A 19110-nucleotide genomic window follows, 5' to 3' on the forward strand; every position below is an offset into this window, starting at 1 on the left:
CAGGAGGCTGATGGCGGGACGAATCAGCGAATACGGCTGCACCCACTTCATCGAACAGGTGATGGAGGTGGCGAGCCGGTTCACGCTGCATCGGTTGGCACCACCGCACGGAGGTCGTCCAGGTGCTGCCGATGAGGGCGGCGAACTTCTTCATGCGAAGGCTCTCGATGATGGCGAATCGATGGGCACCGCACCGGAGGGTGGTCGTGCGGCGACTCATGGCGCGCAGTCGATGGATGCGGCGAACGGGTTCATGCGGAGGCCCTTGATGCTGACTCCTCGCCAAGAGCTGCATCGGAGAGTGGCCGCACCGGGCCGCATGCCGACCGGGTGATGGAGGTGACGCGCTCGTTCCTGAGAAGACGCGCGGCAACTCAGCAACGGATGGTTGCCGCATCGAAGTGTCGTCGCGCCACGCCGCATGTCGAACGGGAGCCAGTTCGTGCGGCGGTTCCCGATGAAGGCGCATCAACGGGTGCCTCACCTGCGCCACCGCGCTTCATGGCTCGCATTCGATGGAGGCTGCGAGCCGGTTCATGAGGAGTCTCTCGATGATGACGCGTCGATGGACTCGCGCACCGGGGAGTGGGCGCTCAAGGAGATGGCGAGCCGGTTCGCGTGGCGGCGCTCATGGATGACGCATCGGTGAAGGGTCGTCGCACAGGGCGGTGGCCGCGCTTCAAGGTCGAACGGGCGATGGAGGAGACGAACCGGTCCGCGCCACATCAAAAGGCGGTCGAACCGCGCTTCATCGAACCGCAGTGAAAGCGGGACGCCGGTCAGCGGTTGGCCTGCGCTCCATGTCGAACGGGCGAGTGCCGTGGCGAACCAACTCAAGCGAGGGCGTCCAACAACGCACCAAGAGAGGTCGCCACTTGGGACCGCGGACGCACCGTCCTTCATGACCACCCGTCGATGAAGGCGGTCTCGGTCGGCCTCATGGTGAACGGAGCTGGCGGACCCGTTCATGTGAGGCCTCATCCAGAACCCCCCCTGCGCCTCCTTATATGGAGGGCATCCGAGCAGCCTCCGCCCACCACTCGAATCCAGGATGCGAACGCCCGGTCGGCCGGGTTCTGGACGTAGGAAACCGTGCGTCCAAGTCTCCGGAATCAGGCCTTCCGGCTTGCTCGGGCGCCCTCGAAAAGAGTCGTCACTCCAGGAGCGCCGTGAATTTGATCCAACACCGAATCGCGTGCTAGCAGCGGATCAGCGTGCAGTCGTGCACCGCATCACGCACGGCGCCTGGCTCTCGCCGGGCAAGAGAGAGGATGGGGCTCGTGGGTCGAATCATCTGCATCTCCAATCAGAAGGGTGGCGTGGGGAAGACCACCACCGCCATCAACCTCGCCGCGAGCCTCGCCTCCGCCGAGCGCCGCACGCTCCTGGTGGACATGGACCCGCAGGGCAACGCCGGCAGCGGCCTGGGCCTCAAGCAGGACAAGCTCCACGGCACCATCTACGACGCGCTCCTCAATGGTCGCCCCATGAAGGAGCTCTTCCACCCCACCGAGCTGCGCTACCTCCAGGTCGTCCCCGCCACCCCCGACCTCACCGGCGCCGAAGTCGAACTCGTCAACATGGAGAACCGCGAGTTCCGCCTCCGCGACGCCCTGCGCCCCCTGGCCTCCGAGTTCGACTACATCATCATCGACTGCCCGCCCTCGCTCGGCCTGCTCACCCTCAACGCCCTGTCCGCCGCGGACTCCGTCCTCATCCCGCTGCAGTGCGAGTACTACGCGCTCGAGGGCCTCTCCCAGCTCACGCACACCATCGAACTGGTGAAGCAGGGCCTCAACCCCGACCTCAAGATGGAGGGCATCCTCCTCACCATGTTCGACGCTCGCGCCAACATCGCCCACCAGGTCGTGGACGAGGTGCGCGGCTACTTCAAGGAGCAGGTCTTCCAGGTCGTCGTCCCGCGCAACGTGCGCCTGTCCGAGTGCCCGTCCTTCGGCAAGCCCATCATCCTCTATGACATCAAGTCCAAGGGCTGCGAGAGCTACCTCGCCCTCGGCCGCGAGCTGATGAAGCGCGACACTCCCAAGACGCCCCGCCGGCGGGTGGCGTGAAGCCCTCCGCGAGCCCTCGCGTCGCCCCTGCCCGCCGTGAGTCGTCTCGCGGCGCTGGAGTCCTGACTTGGTGAAAGCAGACACGCAGAAGCGCGCCCTCGGTCGTGGGCTCTCCGCACTCATCCCCCAGGCCGCTCCCGGCAAGGCCGCCGAGCAGGCCGCCCTCAAGGCCGGAGTCCTCAAGCTCCCCATCGAAGCCATCCACCGGGACAAGGACCAGCCCCGGCGCTACTTCGACGAGGAGAAGCTCAAGGAGCTCACCGAGTCCATCAAGACGCAGGGCATCCTCCAGCCCATCCTCGTTCGCAAGGACGGGGACGGCGGCTACAAGCTCATCGCCGGCGAGCGCCGGTGGCGCGCCTCCCAGGCCGCGGGCCTCAAGGAAGTGCCCGCCATCATCAAGGACGTCACCGAGGTCCAGGCCTTCGAGCTGGCCTTGGTCGAGAACCTCCAGCGCGCGGACCTCAATCCCATTGAAGAGGCCGAAGGCTACAAGCGCCTGACGGACGAGTTCCGCCTCACGCAGGAGCAGGTCAGCCAGCGCGTGGGCAAGGAGCGCTCCACGGTGGCCAATGCGCTGCGGCTGCTCGCGCTGCCCGCCGATGTGAAGCTGATGGTGGCGGACGGTTCGCTGAGCATGGGCCACGCGCGCGCCCTCCTGGGCGTCCCCCGCCTGCCCGAGCTTCAAAACCTGGCCAAGCAAGTGGCCGAGAAGAAGCTGTCCGTGCGTGACACGGAGCGGCTGGTCCAGCAGAGTCGCACCCACGGCAAGAAGGATGCGGGCAAGACGCCGCAGAAGCAGAGCCCGCAGGTGAAGTCCCTGGTGGAGGAGCTCCAACGCCGCTTGGGGACCAAGGTCCGGTTGACCGAACGAAGCCCCGGAAAGGGCACCATCGAGGTGGACTTCTTCTCCTACGATGACCTGGACCGACTGTTGAAGCTGCTCAGGAAGGAGTAGCGCGTGGCGCTCCTTGGCGGGAAGAAAGACGATTCACCCAGCAAGCCCCTGTTCAAGCGGGAGGAGGAATCCGTGTCGCAGCGCTCTGGTGAGGTTCATACGCTTCTGGGCAAGGGAAGCGAGTTCGAGGGGAAGCTCACCTTCGAGGGACAGGTCCGCATCGACGGAAAGTTCCAGGGGCAGATCATCACCAAGGACGTGCTCGTCATTGGGGATGGCGCCAAGGTCCAGGCCGAAATCCAGGCCGGCACCGTCATCATCAACGGTCAGGTCGAAGGCAACGTGAAGGCCACCCAGATCATCGAGCTCAAGACTCCGGGCCGCGTGAAGGGAAATCTAGAGACGCCGTCGCTGTCCATGGACAAGGGCGTCATCTTCGAGGGCACGCTGAAGATGGAGAACATCGGTGGCAATGCGCCCTCGCGTCCTCCTCCTCCTGGCGGCGAGTCGAAGAAGTAAGGTGCGCCAGCACGCGCACATCGCGCCAGCCCTGGTGCTGGCGCTGTCGCTGCTGTCCGGCTGCAAGGGCTGCAAGGACGAGGGTGCCGACTCCGGCGCCCTCTCTCCGGACGACGCCGCGCAGACTCCCCGCTCCGGCGTGAAGGTGCCCCTGCCGGACGGTTGGTCCGCGCAGGTCGCTCCGGATGACAGCTTCCAGGCGGGCCCGCCCGGCCGCCCGGTGCTGCGCGTGGACCTGCGCCGGGGCCAGGGCGAGCAACTGCCCACCGTGGATGCCCTGGCGGACCGCGTGCGCGAGGAGTCGAAGAACTTCGAGGTGTCACTGGACCAGGAAGAGTCCAAGGACACCTACTCGCTCCTGCGCGTGACGATGGCGCCGAAGCTCGGGGATGGTGGCGTGGGCCTCCCGTCTCCCGCGCTCTTCGGGGCCCGCCGCGTGGGCAACGACTTGTTCCTCTGCGCCACGCTGCCCGGCGCCTCGCCGGAAGACGTCCGGCTGGCCACCGAGGCGTGCCGCGAAATCGAAGTGCAGCCCTCGCAGGGCAAGTAGCCGCTGGGGCGGGGTGCTCCCCTGCTCGCTGGACCTCCAGGGTCCATTCGCACCGCGGAACGTGCCTGCTCCCCCAGTCCAGTGAGTCGCCGCCAGGGCCGTGCGTGGCAAGGTTGCCTCTCAGGAGGTTGCCATGGACGACTGGAGAGCGAAGCTCGTCGAGGACGACGCGGGCGTGAGGCAGGTGCTGGAGCAGTCCCGGAGGGTGGCGGTGCTGGGCATCCGCTCGGAGGCGCAGGCGCACAAGCCGGCGTACTCGGTGCCGGCGTTCCTCCAGAAACACGGCTACGACATCGTCCCCGTGTCGGTGCACGGCGAGACGGAGCCCATCCTCGGCCGGCCCGTGTACTCCGCCGTGGCGGACATCCCCGGGGAGGTGGACCTGGTGCAGGTGTTCCGTCGCCCGGAGGATATCGACGCGCACGTGGAGGATTTGCTCGCGAAGAAGCCTCGCGCCGTGTGGTTCCAGCTGGGCATCCGCAATGACGCGGCGGCGGAGAAGCTGGCCCGCGCGGGCATCCGCGTCGTCCAGGACCGGTGCATGAAGGTGGAGCTGGCGAAGGTGCTGCAGGAGCGGCAGCTCGGTGGCGCGCTCCCGGTTTGAAGCCAGGGAGCAGGCAGGCGTGGCGCGGTGCTGAACATTCCGCGCGCGACGGGCGTCCATCTCATTATGGATGAGGGGATGGTCCTGAAGGCTCCGTGGTTGGGACGAGGGGTGCACTTCCGTGCACGCCGCGTCGTCTTCGTTGCACGGGGACTTCCAGATTTCGTCGCGAGTCCCTAACCTTGTCGTTCGCCGGCCCGTGATGGGTCAACACCCCAGCCCATCATCCGGATCTCCACGCAGCGCCCCGCAAGGAGTTCCCCGCATGTCGTTCACCGGAATGCTCCCCCTTCACCTTGCCACCGTGGACCTCAGCCCGTTGGGGGAGAGGATGTTCGCCGCTGGAGGGCTCGCCGTCACCGTGCTGGCCGCGCTGTGGTTCGCCTGGACGCGTCCCCAGCCGCAGCCCATCCCCGTCCGGGTGCAGTCCCGTCGCAACCCCCGACGCTAATCGTCGGATGCAGTCCGGACCTGGTGGCCGGGTGAGGCCCGACCCCAGGTCCGAGTCCGTGGAGCTCAGCCGCGCTTGAGCGCGAGGGACAGGGCGAAGTCGCCAGCCCTGTCGGTCCACCACGCCGCCAGTCCCAGCCCCGCCGCGTCCAGCTCCGCTTCGACGCGCGCCTGCTCGAACTTGCAGCTCACCTCCGTGCGCAGCACCTCGCCCTCGGCGAAGTCCACCCGTCGCTTCAGGGAGGACAGCCAGACGGACTGCGAGCGCTGCGACACCAGGCGCATCTCCACCCAGGAGTTGTCCTCGCAGAAGGGCGCGACGTGCTGGAAGGCGTCCGGGTTGAAGTCCGCGCCCAGCTCGCGGTTGAGCACGCGCAGCACGTTGCGGTTGAACTCGGCCGTCACGCCCGCGCTGTCGTTGTAGGCGGCGAACAGGCGATGGCGGTCCTTGATGAGGTCGGTGCCCAGCAGCAGTCCGTCGCCGGGCTGGAGGCCCGCGGACAGCTCGCGCAGGAAGCGCGCGCGCTCCGTCGGCTTCAGGTTGCCGATGGTGCCGCCCAGGAACGCCACCAGCCGTCGTCCACCCGAGGGCAGACAGGACAGGTGGTGCTCGAAGTCACCCACCACCGCGTGCACGGTGATGCCCGGGTACTCGCGCGCCAGCGTCGCCGCCGCGCGGCGCAAGAAGGCCTCGCTCACGTCGAAGGGCACGAAGCGCGACAGCTGTCCGGCCTCCTCCATCGCATCCAGGAGCAGGCGCGTCTTCTCGCTGGTGCCGCTGCCCAGCTCGATGAGCGTCGTCGCGCCGCTCAGCCTCGCCACGTCCCCGGCGTGGGCCAGCAGGATTTCCCGCTCGCGCCGCGTGGGGTAGTACTCCGGCAGGCGGGTGATGTCGTCGAAGAGCTGGCTGCCCCGCTCGTCATAGAGCCACCGGGGTGACAGCTCCTTGGGTGAGTTGCACAACCCCTGGAGCGCTTCCTGCCGCAGCGCGCGCTTGGCGTCGCCCGGCTTCACATACACCTCCACCTTCACCCCGGGAACGCCCCGCGTCCCCTCGCCCGAAGTCGTCTCCACTGGCTGCACTGTCGACCTCATCGCTTCACCTCACACCTCTGACGCACAACGGAAGCCGGCGAAAATCTGCCGACGGATGGGGTAATCCCAGTTGCGAAAGCCATTGCGTACCGCCACGGGCGCGCTCGCCCAGGCTCCTCCTCGAAGCACCTTGTAGTCGTCGCCGAAGAACACCTCCGAGTACTCGCGATAGGGGTACGCACGGAAGCCGGAGTAGGGCTGGAAGTCGCTCGCCGTCCATTCCCAGACATCTCCCAGGAGACCCCAGACACCGTCGCGGCTGACGCCCTGGGGATGACTGCCCACCAGCGCGGGCCCCCACGTGTCGCCGCCCAGGTTGGCGTGCGCGAGCGTGGGCGCGTCGTCACCCCACGGGTGCTCGCGCGAGACCCCATCCGAGCCGCGCGCCGCCGTCTCCCATTCGGCTTCCGTGGGCAGCCGCCGTCCCGCCCAGCGCGCGTACGCGTCCGCCTCGTACCAGCACACGTGCTGCACCGGCTCGTTCGAGGGCAGCGGCTCCACCTGTCCGAAGCGCCTGCGCAGCCAGCGTCCGCCCTGCTGCGGCAGCCAGAACTGCGGATGGCGCAGCTGCTCCGCGCGCACGAAGTCCCAGCCCTTCGGGTGCCACCAGCGCGCGTCGTCGTAGCCCCCGGACTCGACGAAGGCCAGGTAGTCCCCATTCGTGACGGGGTGCGCGTCCATCAGGAAGGGCGCCACCTCGCGCACGTGCGCGGGCTTCTCGTTGTCGTACGCCCACGGTGACTCACTGCCCAGGCGCACGGTGCCGCCGGGGATGAGGACGGGCTGCCGGGAGATGGGCACGGGACGCGGGTGGGGCCGCGTCGAGACGATGCGGTACTCCACGTCCGTCATCAGCTGCAGCGTGGCGGCGAGCGTCTCCGCGTGCTGCTGCTCGTGCTGCGCCACCAGGCCGAAGACGTAGCCGTCTTGAAGCAGGGGCGCGTCGCTGTCCTCGGGCACGTGGTCCGCCAGGTGCGCGCGCACGGCCTCACGCACGCGCGCGGCGTAGGCGAACGCGGACTCGGGCGGCAGCAGCGGCAACATGGCGCGCGTGCGCCGGGGGTGCTGGAAGGCGTCGTAGATGGCGTCGAAGGCAGGGTCCGTCAGCGCGGGTGCGCCGAGCGCGCGCAAGAGCCACTGCTCCTCGTAGTTGGCGACGTGCGCGACGTCCCAGATGAGCGGCGACATCAAGGGCGAGTGCTGGTTCATCAGCACGTGCTCCGGCAGGCCGGCCAGCATGCGCAGCACCCGCGCGCGCGCCGTCTCCAGCTCGGCCCACGCCCGAGCCTTCCAGGCCCTTCCCGTTCCACCGCGAGGGTGTCGTGTCATCGAGCTGTCCGTCGTGCGGGACATGGCACCTCAAGCTAGGGAGTGAAAGGGCGCGCGGGTAAGTCCCGGGCCCCTGGGGCCCGAGGCTCTCGTGCGGGAATGTACGTTTCCGTGGTGAGCGGCCGACCTGGCCCGTGCTCCGTCACCTCGCCGCCACCCCACCCGTGACATTCCCCCACGCCTCGCGTGCACGCCCGGCGGAGCATGAGAGCGCATCCTCCCTGGGGAGATGCGTGACTGGCGCCGCGCGCACGCACGATTTTGTCCACTATCGCCGTGTCGCGCGAGACACCGGGTCGCGGTGAGGGGGACGGGGCCTCTATGCTGTCGGCCATGGTCAGCGTCGCGAAGCACAGCTCCGTGCTCGTCGTGGAGGACGAGGACGACATCCGTGCCGCCATCGCGGAGATTCTCGAGAGCGAGGGCTACGACGTCACCATCGCGACCAATGGACGCGAGGCGATGGAGGAGCTCTCCGACGTGCGCTACGTGCCACGCCTCATCCTGCTCGACTTGATGATGCCGGAGATGAACGGGCATGAGTTCCTCGCGCGTCGCCAGTCCATCCCCCGGCTGCGCAACGTTCCGGTGATGGTGCTCACCGCCGTCACCACGGACATTCCGCCGGGCGCCAATGGCCTCTTGCGCAAGCCCTTCTCCGTGGAGGAGCTGCTGGAGGCCGTGCGGAGCATGCTGCCCATCGCCGCTTGAGTGCCGCCGCCGCCCGCGCACCGGGTGCTCACGGCGCGCGCTCCAGCGACAGCAACGTGAGCGTGCGCGTGCGCTCGTCCCACGTGTAGTCCAGGACCAGTCCGTGGCGCGGCACCTCGTGTCGGCCGGTGCCGCTCGCCTCGGAGGGCGCCTCGCGCACCAGGCCGTCGCCCAGTCGCTCCAGCGCGCCTTGGAGCGCGCCGAAGGTCTCCGCGCTCATGCGGCCCACCTCTCGCCACGCCTGGGGCGAGTAGTGGATGCGGTGCGGTCCTGGGAGGCGGGGACGGAGCTGAGGCATCTTCCGAGGGCGACGGTCCTTTCGGTGTCTCCCCCTTGCCAGTGCCGTGCCCGCGCGGATCCGCCCCGTGTGTCCCCGCCAGCTGCGGGGCAGATGCTTCGACTCTGAAGGAGTTACAGAGGAGGGCCCGTGCGGGGCGGAAGAAACGACAGCCGCCGAGGGGCCCCCTGCCCGGGCGTGGAGCGAGGGAGCGTGCGTGGGGGCGCGTCGGTGGCTTCGCGGTGGGCGGGGACGGGCCCGCCCGCGTGGCCGGTGGGGAGGCGGCGCCCCGAGCCGTCCTCGTGCTCTGGCTGCCCTCCCGAAGGCCGCGTGCTCACGTTTTGACACACGGGGAGGGACGCGGCCCCGACAAGACAAGGAGAAGCCATGGCGGCGCGGCGCGGATACACCCCCTGGTCTGCCACGAACGGGCTGCTGTTCGGCATGGTCGCGGGCGTGGTGCTGGGGTTGGCGGAGGTGGTGATGGCGCTGGCCTCGGGCGACAGTCCGATGCGGCCGGTGCGCATGTCCGCGGGCACGGTGCTGGGGCCTCGCGTCTTCGGTGAAGGCTTCCCGTTGGGCACGCTGGTGCTGGTGGGCGTGGGCATCCACCTGGCCGTGTCCGCGATTGTTGGCGTCTTCTATTCGTTCCTCGACGCGATGCTGCCGCCGGATGGACGAGGACGCTGGGAGTTCCAGGCCGCGGTGGGAATGCTCTTCGGAATCGCGGTGTGGCTGGTGGACTTCCAGTTCATCGCGCGCGGCTATTACCCGTGGTTCCTCGACGTGCCGCAGTTCCCCCAAATCGTGTTGCACGCCGTCTTCCTCGGGTTGCCGTTGGCGCTGCTCTTCACCGCGGCGGAGCGACGTCGCGCGCTGATGGATGTGGAGGAGAGCGTGTCGTCCGCACCGTGACGTGATGATGGTGCGCGAGGCGCGGACACGAGTGAAGCAGGAGGCCGCGACAGACGTGCGCGAGGGGCGGCGCGCGTTTGAAAAAACGCTGAAGGTATGGTGAAAGTACCCGACCTTCAGGGTTATCTAGGGGCTTGCGAGGCGCCTGGAGCGGGGCCCTTCTTTCGTGGACGACTGACACACGCATGGACACAGAACTGGCGAGCATGCTGGGCGCGGCGGCGAGGGCTGCCCGGGTGCGGATGGGCCTGACGCAGGCCGATGTGGCGGAGCGGATTGGCATGGCGTCGGAGGTGTACGGCCGTCTGGAGCGAGGCCACATGCTGCCCAGCGTGCAGAACCTGCGGCGGCTGTGCGTGGTGCTGAATGTTCCGCCTCACCAGCTGCTGGGGTTGGGTGATGACCTGGCCGCGCCGCCGCCGTCGAAGGAGAAGACGGGCGGCAAGTCTCGCGAGGACGACACGCCGGAGATGCGGCGGCTGATGCGCAACCTGCGCAAGCTGTCCCCGGTGCAGCTGAAGCTGATGAACCTGGTCGCCTCCGCGATGCAGCAGAAGAAGAAGTGAGGCCCCGGGCCCCGGCTCCATGAGCGCGGGGGGCCCGGTCTGGGGCTCGCGGACCTGGTGGTGTGGAGGTCCGCTGGAGCCCGCCGTGGATCCGCTGGATGCGTGGATCCGCCATCGTGAGCCATCGAAGGGGCCTTCCGGGCCCGGCTCACGGAGAGGCGCGCAAGTCCCCGGGTTTACTGCTGGAGCCGAGGTGCTCCGAGCGGGAGCCCTCGGGTGCGCAGCGCAGGGCGGAGAGCGCCCAGCCCGCGAGGAGGAGCAACGCGACCCATGCGCCCAACACCCAGGGCCTCAGCGTGATGATCAGCTCACGCCGCGCCTTGGGCGCACCCGGTGCGCGGGTTCCTTCTCCGGACGGAGACGGAGTGGGCCTCGCCTGGTGGGACCGCGAGCCTCCGGACGGGGTGTTTCTCCTCGGAGGTCTGCGGATCATCGGCACGGGCCTGACGGAGAGGTACCTCGGCTCGGGCTCGTGTCGCTCGGGAGGCGGGCGCGAGAAGAGGGGCCGGTCCCAGTCGGACGTCGCGTCGCTCAGCGCCGCCTCGAGCGCGTCGTGCAGCGCGCCGCCATCCGGGAACCGGTCCTCGGGACGCTTGCGGAGCAGTCGCTGGGTGATGGCCTCCAAAGACAGGGGCACGCGCGCGTTCAGCGTGGAGGCCGGGGCGGGCATGCGCGTCTCGATGTGCTCGGCCAGCACCTCGCGAGGCAGGGTGGGCGAGAAGGCCGGTGTGCCCGTGAGCACCTCGTGGAGCGTCACGCCCAGCGCGTAGAGGTCATCCGTGGCGCGGAAGGCATAGCGCGCGCCGCGCTGCGAGTGGTGCTCGCGGTGGAAGCGCAGGGCCTCGGGGCTGCGGTACTGGGGCGTGCCCGGTGGGAGCGGGCCCTCGGTGAGGGGCAGGGACTCGGCGTGGTTCGCGCTGCCGAAGTCGACGAGGACGGGGGCGTCATCGACGGCGCGCACCAGGATATTGGAGGGCTTGAGGTCGCGGTGGAACACGTTGCGCGCGTGCAATTCCCCGAGCGTCCGGGCCAGTCGGGAGAACAGGCGGGCCACGCGTCGCGCGGAGGGGGCCTCGCGCTGCACCCACGCGGCCAGCGTGGTGCCCTCCACGTAGTCGAGCACGACGTAGTGAAAGCCCGTGCGCGCATCCGGCCAGCGCCCGTGGGCCCAGACGCGCACGACGTGGGGGTGCACGGCATGGAGCAGACACGCCAGCTCACGGACGGCTCGCGCGTCCGTGCGGTCCAGGTCCTCGCTGCCCGGAGCGCGCAGCGCGAACTTGAGCGCATGGAGCCGACCGCCGTGCTCCACCTGGAACACCGCGCCGAAGGCCCCCTGTCCCAGTCGCCCGAGGACGCGCCAGGGGCCCACCCTCATCCCCGGACGCAGCGCGAGCGGATGGCCTGTCGTCATGGCGACCTCCGAGGCACGGTGACCGAGGGTGGGGTGGCGGGGCGGGAGAAGAGGGCAATCATCGACAAGACCCGGGGGTTGGGTTGGAACAATGGGTGACGACCTCCTGGGTCACAACCTAACAGGGTGGCTCCACGTTGGAAGATGGAACAGGTAGGGGGCTCGCGCTTGGAGGACGGAGGACCCTCCTGGAATCCAAGCCCCTCCGGGCTGTAACCACGGGACGCGCGGCGACGTAGAGGGGACGACACCCTTCGAGTGGGCCCAGGGCCCGCCGTCACGTCACGAGGTCCCCTCCGTGAGACTGTGCTTTGCGCCGTGCGTCGTGCTCTTGCTGCTGGTCGCCTGTGGCCCTTCCTCTTCGGTGGATGAAGGGCTGGGCGTGGTGGGGGAGCTGGACACGTCGGAGGCGGGCATCACCGCCTTCGTGCGGCAGGGGCGCTATCGGGAGTGGCTCGCGGAGCCGGCGCCGCGCAAGTCGGTGAACTCCCACGGGGACAAGGTCCGCGTGTTCTTCAACCCGCTGCTGGCTGAGTCGATGGCGGCGGGAAACGCCACGCACCCGGTGGGCAGCATCACGGTGAAGGAGCTGTTCGAGTCCGACGGGAGGACGGTGCGCGGGCACGCGCTCGACGTGAAGGTGTCCGCGGGCTCGGGCAAGAACACGTGGGTCTTCTACGAGGGCTTCGGGCCGGACTACGACGACAACTACTACGGCCGGGGACATGACACCTGTCATGGATGCCACGCGGACAACGGGACGGACTACGTCGCCACCCCGCTGCCTCGCTGACGGCGCGTAGACTCCCCGCCCATGGTCGATGAGCTGATTCGCGGGCTGGGCCTCGTGCCGCATCCCGAGGGTGGTTTCTACAAGGAGATGTACCGCGCGGCGCTGAAGGTGGAGACCCCTCGGGGGACTCGCTCCGCGAGCACGGCCATCTACTACCTGCTCACCCGGGACACCTTCGCCGCATGGCACCGCGTCACGTCCGACGAGGTGTGGCACGCCTACGAGGGGGCGCCGCTCGCGCTGTATCTGGTGGGCGCTGACGGGCGGTTGGAGGCGGTGATGCTGGGACGCGACGTGACGAAGGGCGAGCAACCCCAGTTCGTCGTCCCCGCGGGCGTGTTGCAGGCGGCGGAGTCTCGGGGCGCGTACTCGCTGGTGGGCTGCACGGTGGCCCCGGGCTTCGACTTCTCCGACTGGGAGATGCCGACCCCGGAGTCGCTGGTGTCCGAGCACCCCGCGCACGCGGACCTGATGCGCCGGCTGTCTCGGACCCGCCCCTAGCCGCGCGGCGCTACGGCGTGTTGGCCGTGAAGAAGGGGAACGTCTGGAGGCTGAAGTTCCCCGCGTCGTCCTCCAGCCAGACCTCCACCGTGTGCGCGCCGTCCACCAGCTCGCGCGTGTCCAGCTCCGCGGTCCACAGGCCCGCTTCGTTCAGCGTCGCGCCGCGAATGCCCGAGCCGTCCCGCGTGAAGGCCACGCTCCTCACGCCGCTGACGTCGTCCGTCACGCGCGCCGTCAACGTCACCACGCCGCTGTACGTCCCCTCCGCCTGGGGAGTCAGCAGCTCCGCCACTGGAGGCGCGTTGTCGTAGCGCACCGTGCGCGTGAGCGTCGTGCTCAGGCCTGACTCGCCCGTCACCGTCACGGTGAAGACGTTGTCGCCCGGAACCAGGGGCAGCAACACCTGCACTCCGCCACCGCCGCGCGGCACCGAGTGCGTGCCTCCTTCGGGCGCAACCTCCACCTGCGTCGCCGACTCCGCGTACACGCCGATGTCATAGGCCAGGACGTCCTCGGGCTGTGTCCCGACGAGCCACCCGTCCGGGAGCCCCGTGGCCACCCACGGCGCCTGTGTATCCACCCAGACGCGGACGATGCGCTCCGTGACATGGCCCACCGCGTCCGTCGCGATGATGAGCAGCTCGTTCGCTCCCGGCTCCAGCCCCACCGTGTGAGTCACCACGCCACCGCCCGAGGGCAGGTCCGTGGTGTGAATCCAGTTCGTCTCCACGCGCACGGGTGACCAGTCGCGCACCACCACGCGGAGCTCCACCTGTCCCTCCGCGAGCACCGAGTCCTCCACGGGCGAGAGCACCGTGATTTCCGGCGCAGTGGCGTCCACCATCACAGTGGCCTCCTGGCTCGCCACCGCGCCCAGGGTGTCCATGGCCACCAGTCGGATGACATTCGCGCCGTCGCGCAGCGGGAGCCGCGTCTCCACGAAGCCGCCGCTGAAGTCCGGCACCAGCGGGTAGCGCTCGCCGTGGAGGATGAAGGCCACGGATTCAATCGTGGCGCCGGGGGCCAGGGCCGTCACGAAGCCACACACCTCCAGCGTGGCGTCGCTGGTGAAGTCGGGCAGTCCGCACATCGTCACCAGGGGCGGTGGGTAGGGCGACGGCAGAATCTCCACCGCGCGCGAAGAGGAGCTGCCCAGGCGGTTGTCCCGCACCGGCTGGAGCGTCACCCCCGAGTACACCGCGCGGATATCCGACGCCCCCAACACGTCCCACGTCCCACGCGGTCTCCAGACCAGCGAGTACACGCCGTCGCCGTCCCCGTCGTTGTCCACGCCCACGGTGACGCCCGCCACCATGAACGTCACCACGCCCAGGCCCGGGCCTCGCGCTTCCCAGCCGTCCTCGCCTGTCACTCGCGCGGAGAGCACGTTGTCCAGCGCCACCGTGAGCCGCCCGTCTTCCGGTGCCACCACGGCGGTGGTGGTCGGCAGGCCCTCCGTGGGCGGCGGCGGATTGGTGTACGTGGTGACGAGCGCGGAGTCCTTCACGCCGTGAGTGCTGTCCGACGTGGCCACCACCATGACGCCCGACGTGAGCGACGGAGCGAGCCCCGGAGGCGCGGACACGGTGAGCGTGACGGTGGCCTCGGCGTCGGGGCCCAGCTCCAGCGTGGTGCGGTCCAGCGCCGCCGTCCACCCCGTCAGTCCGCCCTGCGTGTCGAGCGTGTACGTGTCCGCCTTGTAGCCGTGGTTGCGCACGGTGAAGGTGTACTCGGCGCTCTGCGCTCGCGGCAGGTCCTGCTCCAGCGTCCTGCGCGGAGCGCCCTCCACGGCGACGGTGACGCTGAAGTCCCCGAAGCACGCGAGCGCCAGCGCGCCGAACGTGGTCGGGATATCTGGATAGCGCGTGCCCACGCCCCAGCTCCCCTCCACTGTCTGCCGCGACTTGAGCCACTCGAGCGCCTGCGTCATCCGCCCGTCCGTGCCCGGCTTGCGGCCCGCGAGGCACAGGGCGTACAGCGCCAGGCTGGTGGACGTCTCGTCCGCGGGCGCGCCGTCCAGGTTGCCCCAGCCCGGTGTGTCGCCCTGCGCCCGTGTCGCGAGCAGGCGCGAGGCCAGCGCTTCGAGCGCGGCGGTGTTCTCCCCCTGCTCACCGGGGCCTGCGGCCTTCATGCCCACGACGGTCCAGGCCACCTGGAACGTGTAGCGCTGGCTGTCCTCCAGTGGCCCGTCGGTCATGTCGTCCAGGTGCGCGCGGAGGTACGCGGCGGCGCGCTCCAGCGACGCCTGGTAGTGGGCTGCCTTGGCCGGGTCCACGCGCTCGCGGGCCTGGGCCACGGCCGTCATCAGCCGCGCGGTGATGCCCATGTTGGAGGCACCCACGGGCTCGAAGGGGAAGTCCTCCACCCAGCGGCCGCTCAGCTCCTGCGTGCTCACCGCCCAGTCGGCCGCGCGCACCAGTGCGTCCGTGTAGCGCGTGCCCACCTTCGCGTCGTAGCCCGCGAGCCCGAAGGCCGCGTAGCTGGAGCGCGCGTTGCGGTAGTGGATGCGCTCGTGAATCCAGGAGCCGTCGGGCTCCTGCTGCTCCTGGATGTCGCGCGCCATGACCTCCAGGTTCTCCCGGTTGGTGCGGCCGTTGCGCGTGACGGCCTCCAGGTTGAAGCCGGAGGCGCCCGCGTGGGCCAGTCCGTAGAGCGCCGGGCCATGCCGATGACAGGCGGTGCAGCCGTGGATGCCGGACCACGTCACCGCGTCCGCGCTGACGAAGTCGAGCGCCTTCTGCGCCGCCTCCGCGTTGGTGGCCGCGCGCGCCGACGTGACGGACAGCAACAGCAGCGTGAGCACGAGCCCCAGCGAGGTGGGCGAGGCGGCACGAGGTGGGAGCGCGCGGATGGACATCGGTCATGTACCCATGGGCCGGACCGCGCGTGGTTCACGCCCAGGTGCCTTGGCGCCTTGGACCGAATCATCGCGCGGATGCGCTCAATCACAAACAAAGCGAGGCGAGTCGTCACGGCCCCTCCCCGTCAGAGGGCGGAACGTGAAGTGGAGCCGTCCTCCGAGCGCGGATGACGCGGCGCTGAAAGCAGGAAGCAATGGCAGCGCGGGCGCTGGGGAGAGGAATCCACGAGTCGTGTCATCGAGTCCGTGGAATCCCGAATGACAGTCATTGTGGAACGAGCCCAGGGGCCAGGGGCCGAGTGCTGAAGTCGGAGGGCGGGCGAGAGGGCGGCGGACCGGGCCCGCGGGCTCGCGGGCTCGCAGGCTCGCTAGGAGGGCCACACGGCGCTGGCCGAGCTGCCAGGCGGGGAGCTTGAAGTCCCGGGTGCGACGACCCCGTCGCCCGGGATGACCTCTGTCCTTCGAGGCCACCCCGAGCGCGGGGAGTGCATCAGTTGTCGACGAAGAAGTTGAAGCGCTGGACGGTGGAGTTACCCACGCCGTCGCTCATCCACACGTCGATGGTGTGCGCGCCGTCGAGCAGCTCCGTCGTGTCGAGCAGCGCCGTCCAGTTGCCGTCGGGCTGGAGCGTGCCCTGGCGGATGCCGGACATGTCGCGGCTGAAGCCGATGTTGGACACCGGGCCGAAGTTGTCGGTGACGCGGGCGCGCAGGGTGATGGTGCCGCCGACGGTGCTGCCCACGGCGGGCGCGAGCAGCGTGGCGACGGGGGCCTGCACGTCGTAGTTCACCCGACGGGTGAGGGTGGAGGAGACGCCCGTCTCGCTCAGGGTGACGATGGAGAGGTTGTTGACGCCCGGGGTGAGGGTGAGCGTCGTCTGCACCGCGCCGCCGCCGCGGTTCACCGCCATGGGCGCGCCGCCGTTGATGCGCACCGTCGTCGCCGACAGCGACTGGACGTTGACGGTGTACGTCAGCTGGTTGTTCGCCAGCGGGCCGTAGAGCTGGTTGTCCGCCGGGTTGGTGCTCACCACGGGCGAGCCCGGGTCCACCCAGATGAACACCAGCTTCTCCGTCACGTTGAAGGCGCTGTCCGTGGCGCGGACGAGGATGACCTGGTCGCCGTAGTTCATGGGCACCGTGTGCTCCACCGTGCCGTTGCCGAACTCCAGGAGCGACGTGGCCACCCACTGCGTCTCCACGCGCACCGGCGTCTGGTCCTGCACCGACGACGTCACCGTGACGTTGATTCCGTTGAGCGCCGCGCCGTTGAGGGGCGACTGGATGGTGAGGATGGGCGGCACGCGGTCCACCGTGAGGTTGACCTGCTTGGTGGTGACGCCACCGAAGCTGTCACGCGCGGTGAGCTGGATGATGTTGGGGCCTTCGGTCAGGGTGATGGTGGTGTAGATGAGGCCACCGTTGCCGGGCGTCAGGGGGATGACCGTGGCGCCATTGATGGTGAAGGCCGCGTAGGTGATGACGGCGCCGGGCGCGCGCGGCGTGGCATAGCCCCAGATGTCCAGCGTCGTCTCCCGCGTGAAGGCCGGCGGGTTGCCGATGGTGACGGACGGCGTGTTGTGGGGGAACGCGTCGATGATGACGGTGCGCGAGTCGGTGCTGCCCAGCAGGTTGACCTGGGGCGACGTCCGCTCCACGCCCGAGTACACCGCGCGGAAGTCCTGCGAGCCCGTCACCGTCCACGTGTCCGTGGGCGGCACCCAGTTGAAGGTGAAGAGGCCGTCTCCATCCAGGTCCGCGTCCGCGCCCACCGGCACGCCCGCGACGTAGAAGGTGACGACACCCTGGTTGATGGGGCCGACGACGGGCACGTTGTTCGCGTCACGCACGCGCGCGGACAGCACGTTGCCGGTGCCGATGGTGATGTGCGCGTTGACGGCGGGCGCCTGGATGGTGGTGACGGTGGCCAGGCCCGTGACGGGCGGCAGCGGCGGGGTGTACGCGTTGACGCGCGCGGAGCCGGACACGCCCGGCGCGCCACCCGAGGCGGCCACCAGGGTGAACTCCGACGTGAGCGCGGGAATCAGCCCCGGCGGCGCGTTGACGGTGACGGTGACGTTGCTGTCACCACCCGCGGGCAGGAAGAGGCTGATGGGGGTGGGGAACGAAACCCAGCCGGGCAGGCCGCCCGTGGTGCTCAGCGTATAGGTGTCCGCCTGGTAGCCGTGGTTCTTCACGTTGAAGGTGAAGGTGACCTGCTGCGCCTGCGAAGAGGCGATGGCCAGCTCCTTGCGGGCCGCGCCCACCACGGTGACGTGCACGCTGAAGTCGCCGTAGCAGGACAGGCCCAGCGACGCGAACGTGGTTGGGATGTCGAACGTCGCGGAGCCGGTGCGCCAGCTGCCGTCGGGGGACTGGCGCGTCTTCAGCCACTCGATGCTGCTGCGCACGCGCGGGTCCGTGGCGGGCTCGCGGCCGGCGAGGCACAGCGCGTAGATGGCGCTGCCGGTGGCCACGTCGTTGGCGGCGCCGTTGGGCAAGTCACCCCAGCCGGGGTTGCCGGGCGAGGCGCGGGTGAGCAGCCGGTTGGCCAGGGTGTCGATGGCGGTGAGGTTCGCGTTGCCGGGGCCGGGGCCCGCGGCCTTCAGGCCCACCACGGCCCAGGCGACCTGGAAGGTGTAGGGCATGCCGTTGCCGGTGGCGGACGTGTCGCCGTTGTCCAGGTTGGTCCGGATGTAGGCGGCGGCGCGGTCCAGCGCGGTCTGGTACGCGGCGGCGCGCGCGGGGTCCACGCGCTGCTTCGCCTGCGCGATGCCCGTCATGATGCGCGCGGTGGTGGGCAGGCTGCCGTGGTCCACCGGGAAGCTGGCGTGGTCAGACGCCCACCGGCCGCTGGCCTCCTGCGTGGCGAGCGCCCAGTTGGCGGCGGCCACCAGCGAGGAGCTGTACTGCGTGGAGACGTTCTGGTCATACCCGGCCAGGCCGAACGTGGCGTAGGACGTCTTCTCGTTGCGGAACGACACGCTCTCGTGAATCCACGAGCCGTTGGCGAGCTGCTCGTTCTTGATGCGCTGGCCGAGGAACTCCAGGTTGAACTGGTTGGTCCGGCCGTTGGAGGCGACGACGTTCATGTCGTAGCCGTTGGCGCGCGCCGCGGCGATGCCGAACGTGGTGGCGCCCACGCGGTGACAGGCCGCGCAGCCGTTGGCGGTGACCCAGTTGGACACGTCCGCGCTCAGGAAGTTGATGGCGCGCTGGGTGGCTTGGGAGTTGGTCTGCGTCTGCGCCGACGCGGGCGCGGACAGGAAGGCGACGACGAGCGTCAGCAGGCCGATGAGGGCCGGCCGCCGCGCGGTACGCCGCGACGAGGTAGCAAGGAGAGACATGGTGCTCCGAAGAGGTGGATGGCTGGCGCCAGTCGATTGGCACCCTGCGCGACACCTTTCGGGGCTCTGGGACGTGGCCGTGCCGTTCCCGAGCCGGAATCCCTCCCAGGTTTCCGGTCCGAACGGGTGTGTCCAAAGAGTGAGTGGCCCCCCCACAGGCAGCGCGTATTTGTGAAATACTCCACAAATGCTGAAACTGTCCAGTAGCCG

The 19110-nt window shown here is 69.4% G+C and carries 18 protein-coding genes; 12 read left to right on the forward strand and 6 right to left on the reverse strand.

Annotation, left to right across the window (positions count from 1 at the left end):
• The first annotated feature begins 10 nt into the window (after window positions 1–10).
• From ACN469_RS22220 to ACN469_RS22250, 7 genes are all read left to right on the forward strand, one after another.
• The gene (locus ACN469_RS22220; RefSeq protein WP_498770743.1) at window positions 11–334 is read left to right on the forward strand and encodes a hypothetical protein; all 324 of its coding nucleotides are present in this window, start codon (window positions 11–13) and stop codon (window positions 332–334) included.
• A gap of 937 nt (window positions 335–1271) precedes the next feature.
• Complete coding sequence (locus ACN469_RS22225; protein WP_498770744.1) at window positions 1272–2072, forward strand: ParA family protein; 801 nt, start codon at window positions 1272–1274, stop codon at window positions 2070–2072.
• A gap of 67 nt (window positions 2073–2139) precedes the next feature.
• A complete protein-coding gene (locus ACN469_RS22230; protein ID WP_498770745.1) occupies window positions 2140–3030 on the forward strand; it encodes a ParB/RepB/Spo0J family partition protein in 891 nt (296 codons plus the stop codon).
• A gap of 3 nt (window positions 3031–3033) precedes the next feature.
• A complete protein-coding gene (bacM, locus tag ACN469_RS22235; RefSeq protein WP_498770746.1) occupies window positions 3034–3489 on the forward strand; it encodes a bactofilin BacM in 456 nt (151 codons plus the stop codon).
• A gap of 1 nt (window position 3490) precedes the next feature.
• Window positions 3491–4039, forward strand: coding sequence for a hypothetical protein (locus ACN469_RS22240; RefSeq protein ID WP_498770747.1), 549 nt, complete (start codon window positions 3491–3493; stop codon window positions 4037–4039).
• 133 nt (window positions 4040–4172) lie between these two features.
• Entirely contained in the window at window positions 4173–4643 is a 471-nt protein-coding gene (locus tag ACN469_RS22245) for a CoA-binding protein (RefSeq protein ID WP_498770748.1), read from the forward strand.
• A gap of 265 nt (window positions 4644–4908) precedes the next feature.
• Window positions 4909–5094, forward strand: a complete 186-nt coding sequence (locus tag ACN469_RS22250) for a hypothetical protein (protein WP_498770749.1) — start codon at window positions 4909–4911, stop codon at window positions 5092–5094.
• Window positions 5095–5159: 65 nt separating this feature from the next.
• Here the strand turns inward: ACN469_RS22250 and egtD are convergent, their stop codons facing one another.
• Both egtD and egtB read right to left on the reverse strand, forming a co-directional pair.
• On the reverse strand, window positions 5160–6188 hold the full coding sequence (egtD, locus tag ACN469_RS22255) for an L-histidine N(alpha)-methyltransferase (protein ID WP_498770750.1): 1029 nt from the start codon (window positions 6186–6188) through the stop codon (window positions 5160–5162).
• 9 nt (window positions 6189–6197) lie between these two features.
• Window positions 6198–7541, reverse strand: coding sequence for an ergothioneine biosynthesis protein EgtB (gene egtB / locus ACN469_RS22260; RefSeq protein ID WP_498770751.1), 1344 nt, complete (start codon window positions 7539–7541; stop codon window positions 6198–6200).
• 297 nt (window positions 7542–7838) lie between these two features.
• Between egtB and ACN469_RS22265 the strand changes: the two genes are divergently transcribed.
• The gene (locus ACN469_RS22265) at window positions 7839–8228 is read left to right on the forward strand and encodes a response regulator (RefSeq protein ID WP_498770752.1); all 390 of its coding nucleotides are present in this window, start codon (window positions 7839–7841) and stop codon (window positions 8226–8228) included.
• A gap of 28 nt (window positions 8229–8256) precedes the next feature.
• Here ACN469_RS22265 and ACN469_RS22270 read toward each other — a convergent pair whose 3' ends face one another.
• Window positions 8257–8526 carry a hypothetical protein gene (locus ACN469_RS22270; protein WP_498770753.1) on the reverse strand — a complete coding sequence of 90 codons (270 nt, stop codon included), beginning with the start codon at window positions 8524–8526 and terminating at the stop codon, window positions 8257–8259.
• Between the two features lie 366 nt (window positions 8527–8892).
• Between ACN469_RS22270 and ACN469_RS22275 the strand changes: the two genes are divergently transcribed.
• Together ACN469_RS22275 and ACN469_RS22280 are read left to right on the forward strand one after the other, a co-directional pair.
• Complete coding sequence (locus ACN469_RS22275; protein WP_498770754.1) at window positions 8893–9420, forward strand: hypothetical protein; 528 nt, start codon at window positions 8893–8895, stop codon at window positions 9418–9420.
• A gap of 185 nt (window positions 9421–9605) precedes the next feature.
• On the forward strand, window positions 9606–9986 hold the full coding sequence (locus ACN469_RS22280) for a helix-turn-helix domain-containing protein (RefSeq protein WP_498770755.1): 381 nt from the start codon (window positions 9606–9608) through the stop codon (window positions 9984–9986).
• 148 nt (window positions 9987–10134) lie between these two features.
• Here the strand turns inward: ACN469_RS22280 and ACN469_RS22285 are convergent, their stop codons facing one another.
• Complete coding sequence (locus ACN469_RS22285; protein WP_498770756.1) at window positions 10135–11400, reverse strand: serine/threonine-protein kinase; 1266 nt, start codon at window positions 11398–11400, stop codon at window positions 10135–10137.
• Window positions 11401–11698: 298 nt separating this feature from the next.
• Between ACN469_RS22285 and ACN469_RS22290 the strand changes: the two genes are divergently transcribed.
• Together ACN469_RS22290 and ACN469_RS22295 are read left to right on the forward strand one after the other, a co-directional pair.
• On the forward strand, window positions 11699–12193 hold the full coding sequence (locus ACN469_RS22290; RefSeq protein ID WP_498770757.1) for a hypothetical protein: 495 nt from the start codon (window positions 11699–11701) through the stop codon (window positions 12191–12193).
• 21 nt (window positions 12194–12214) lie between these two features.
• Complete coding sequence (locus ACN469_RS22295) at window positions 12215–12694, forward strand: cupin domain-containing protein (RefSeq protein WP_498770758.1); 480 nt, start codon at window positions 12215–12217, stop codon at window positions 12692–12694.
• 10 nt (window positions 12695–12704) lie between these two features.
• Here ACN469_RS22295 and ACN469_RS22300 read toward each other — a convergent pair whose 3' ends face one another.
• Both ACN469_RS22300 and ACN469_RS22305 read right to left on the reverse strand, forming a co-directional pair.
• Window positions 12705–15551: an Ig-like domain-containing protein gene (locus ACN469_RS22300; protein WP_498770759.1), complete on the reverse strand. Its 2847-nt coding sequence runs from the start codon at window positions 15549–15551 to the stop codon at window positions 12705–12707.
• Between the two features lie 493 nt (window positions 15552–16044).
• On the reverse strand, window positions 16045–18900 hold the full coding sequence (locus ACN469_RS22305; RefSeq protein ID WP_498770760.1) for an Ig-like domain-containing protein: 2856 nt from the start codon (window positions 18898–18900) through the stop codon (window positions 16045–16047).
• Between the last annotated feature and the right edge of the window lie 210 nt (window positions 18901–19110).

This window comes from Corallococcus terminator (assembly GCF_049194865.1).
GTDB lineage: Bacteria > Myxococcota > Myxococcia > Myxococcales > Myxococcaceae > Myxococcus > Myxococcus terminator_A.

Excerpts from the sequence above, each read along its gene's own strand:
- ACN469_RS22220 (WP_498770743.1), top strand. The coding sequence starts at position 11 with ATGGCGGGACGAATCAGCGAATACGGCTGCACCCACTTCATCGAACAG.
- ACN469_RS22250 (WP_498770749.1), top strand. The coding sequence starts at position 4,909 with ATGTCGTTCACCGGAATGCTCCCCCTTCACCTTGCCACCGTGGACCTC.
- ACN469_RS22265 (WP_498770752.1), top strand. The coding sequence starts at position 7,839 with ATGCTGTCGGCCATGGTCAGCGTCGCGAAGCACAGCTCCGTGCTCGTC.
- ACN469_RS22305 (WP_498770760.1), bottom strand. The coding sequence starts at position 18,900 with ATGTCTCTCCTTGCTACCTCGTCGCGGCGTACCGCGCGGCGGCCGGCC.
- egtD (WP_498770750.1), bottom strand. The coding sequence starts at position 6,188 with ATGAGGTCGACAGTGCAGCCAGTGGAGACGACTTCGGGCGAGGGGACG.
- ACN469_RS22270 (WP_498770753.1), bottom strand. The coding sequence starts at position 8,526 with ATGCCTCAGCTCCGTCCCCGCCTCCCAGGACCGCACCGCATCCACTAC.
- ACN469_RS22245 (WP_498770748.1), top strand. The coding sequence starts at position 4,173 with ATGGACGACTGGAGAGCGAAGCTCGTCGAGGACGACGCGGGCGTGAGG.
- ACN469_RS22225 (WP_498770744.1), top strand. The coding sequence starts at position 1,272 with ATGGGGCTCGTGGGTCGAATCATCTGCATCTCCAATCAGAAGGGTGGC.
- ACN469_RS22300 (WP_498770759.1), bottom strand. The coding sequence starts at position 15,551 with ATGTCCATCCGCGCGCTCCCACCTCGTGCCGCCTCGCCCACCTCGCTG.
- ACN469_RS22275 (WP_498770754.1), top strand. The coding sequence starts at position 8,893 with ATGGCGGCGCGGCGCGGATACACCCCCTGGTCTGCCACGAACGGGCTG.
- ACN469_RS22280 (WP_498770755.1), top strand. The coding sequence starts at position 9,606 with ATGGACACAGAACTGGCGAGCATGCTGGGCGCGGCGGCGAGGGCTGCC.
- ACN469_RS22285 (WP_498770756.1), bottom strand. The coding sequence starts at position 11,400 with ATGACGACAGGCCATCCGCTCGCGCTGCGTCCGGGGATGAGGGTGGGC.
- ACN469_RS22295 (WP_498770758.1), top strand. The coding sequence starts at position 12,215 with ATGGTCGATGAGCTGATTCGCGGGCTGGGCCTCGTGCCGCATCCCGAG.
- egtB (WP_498770751.1), bottom strand. The coding sequence starts at position 7,541 with ATGTCCCGCACGACGGACAGCTCGATGACACGACACCCTCGCGGTGGA.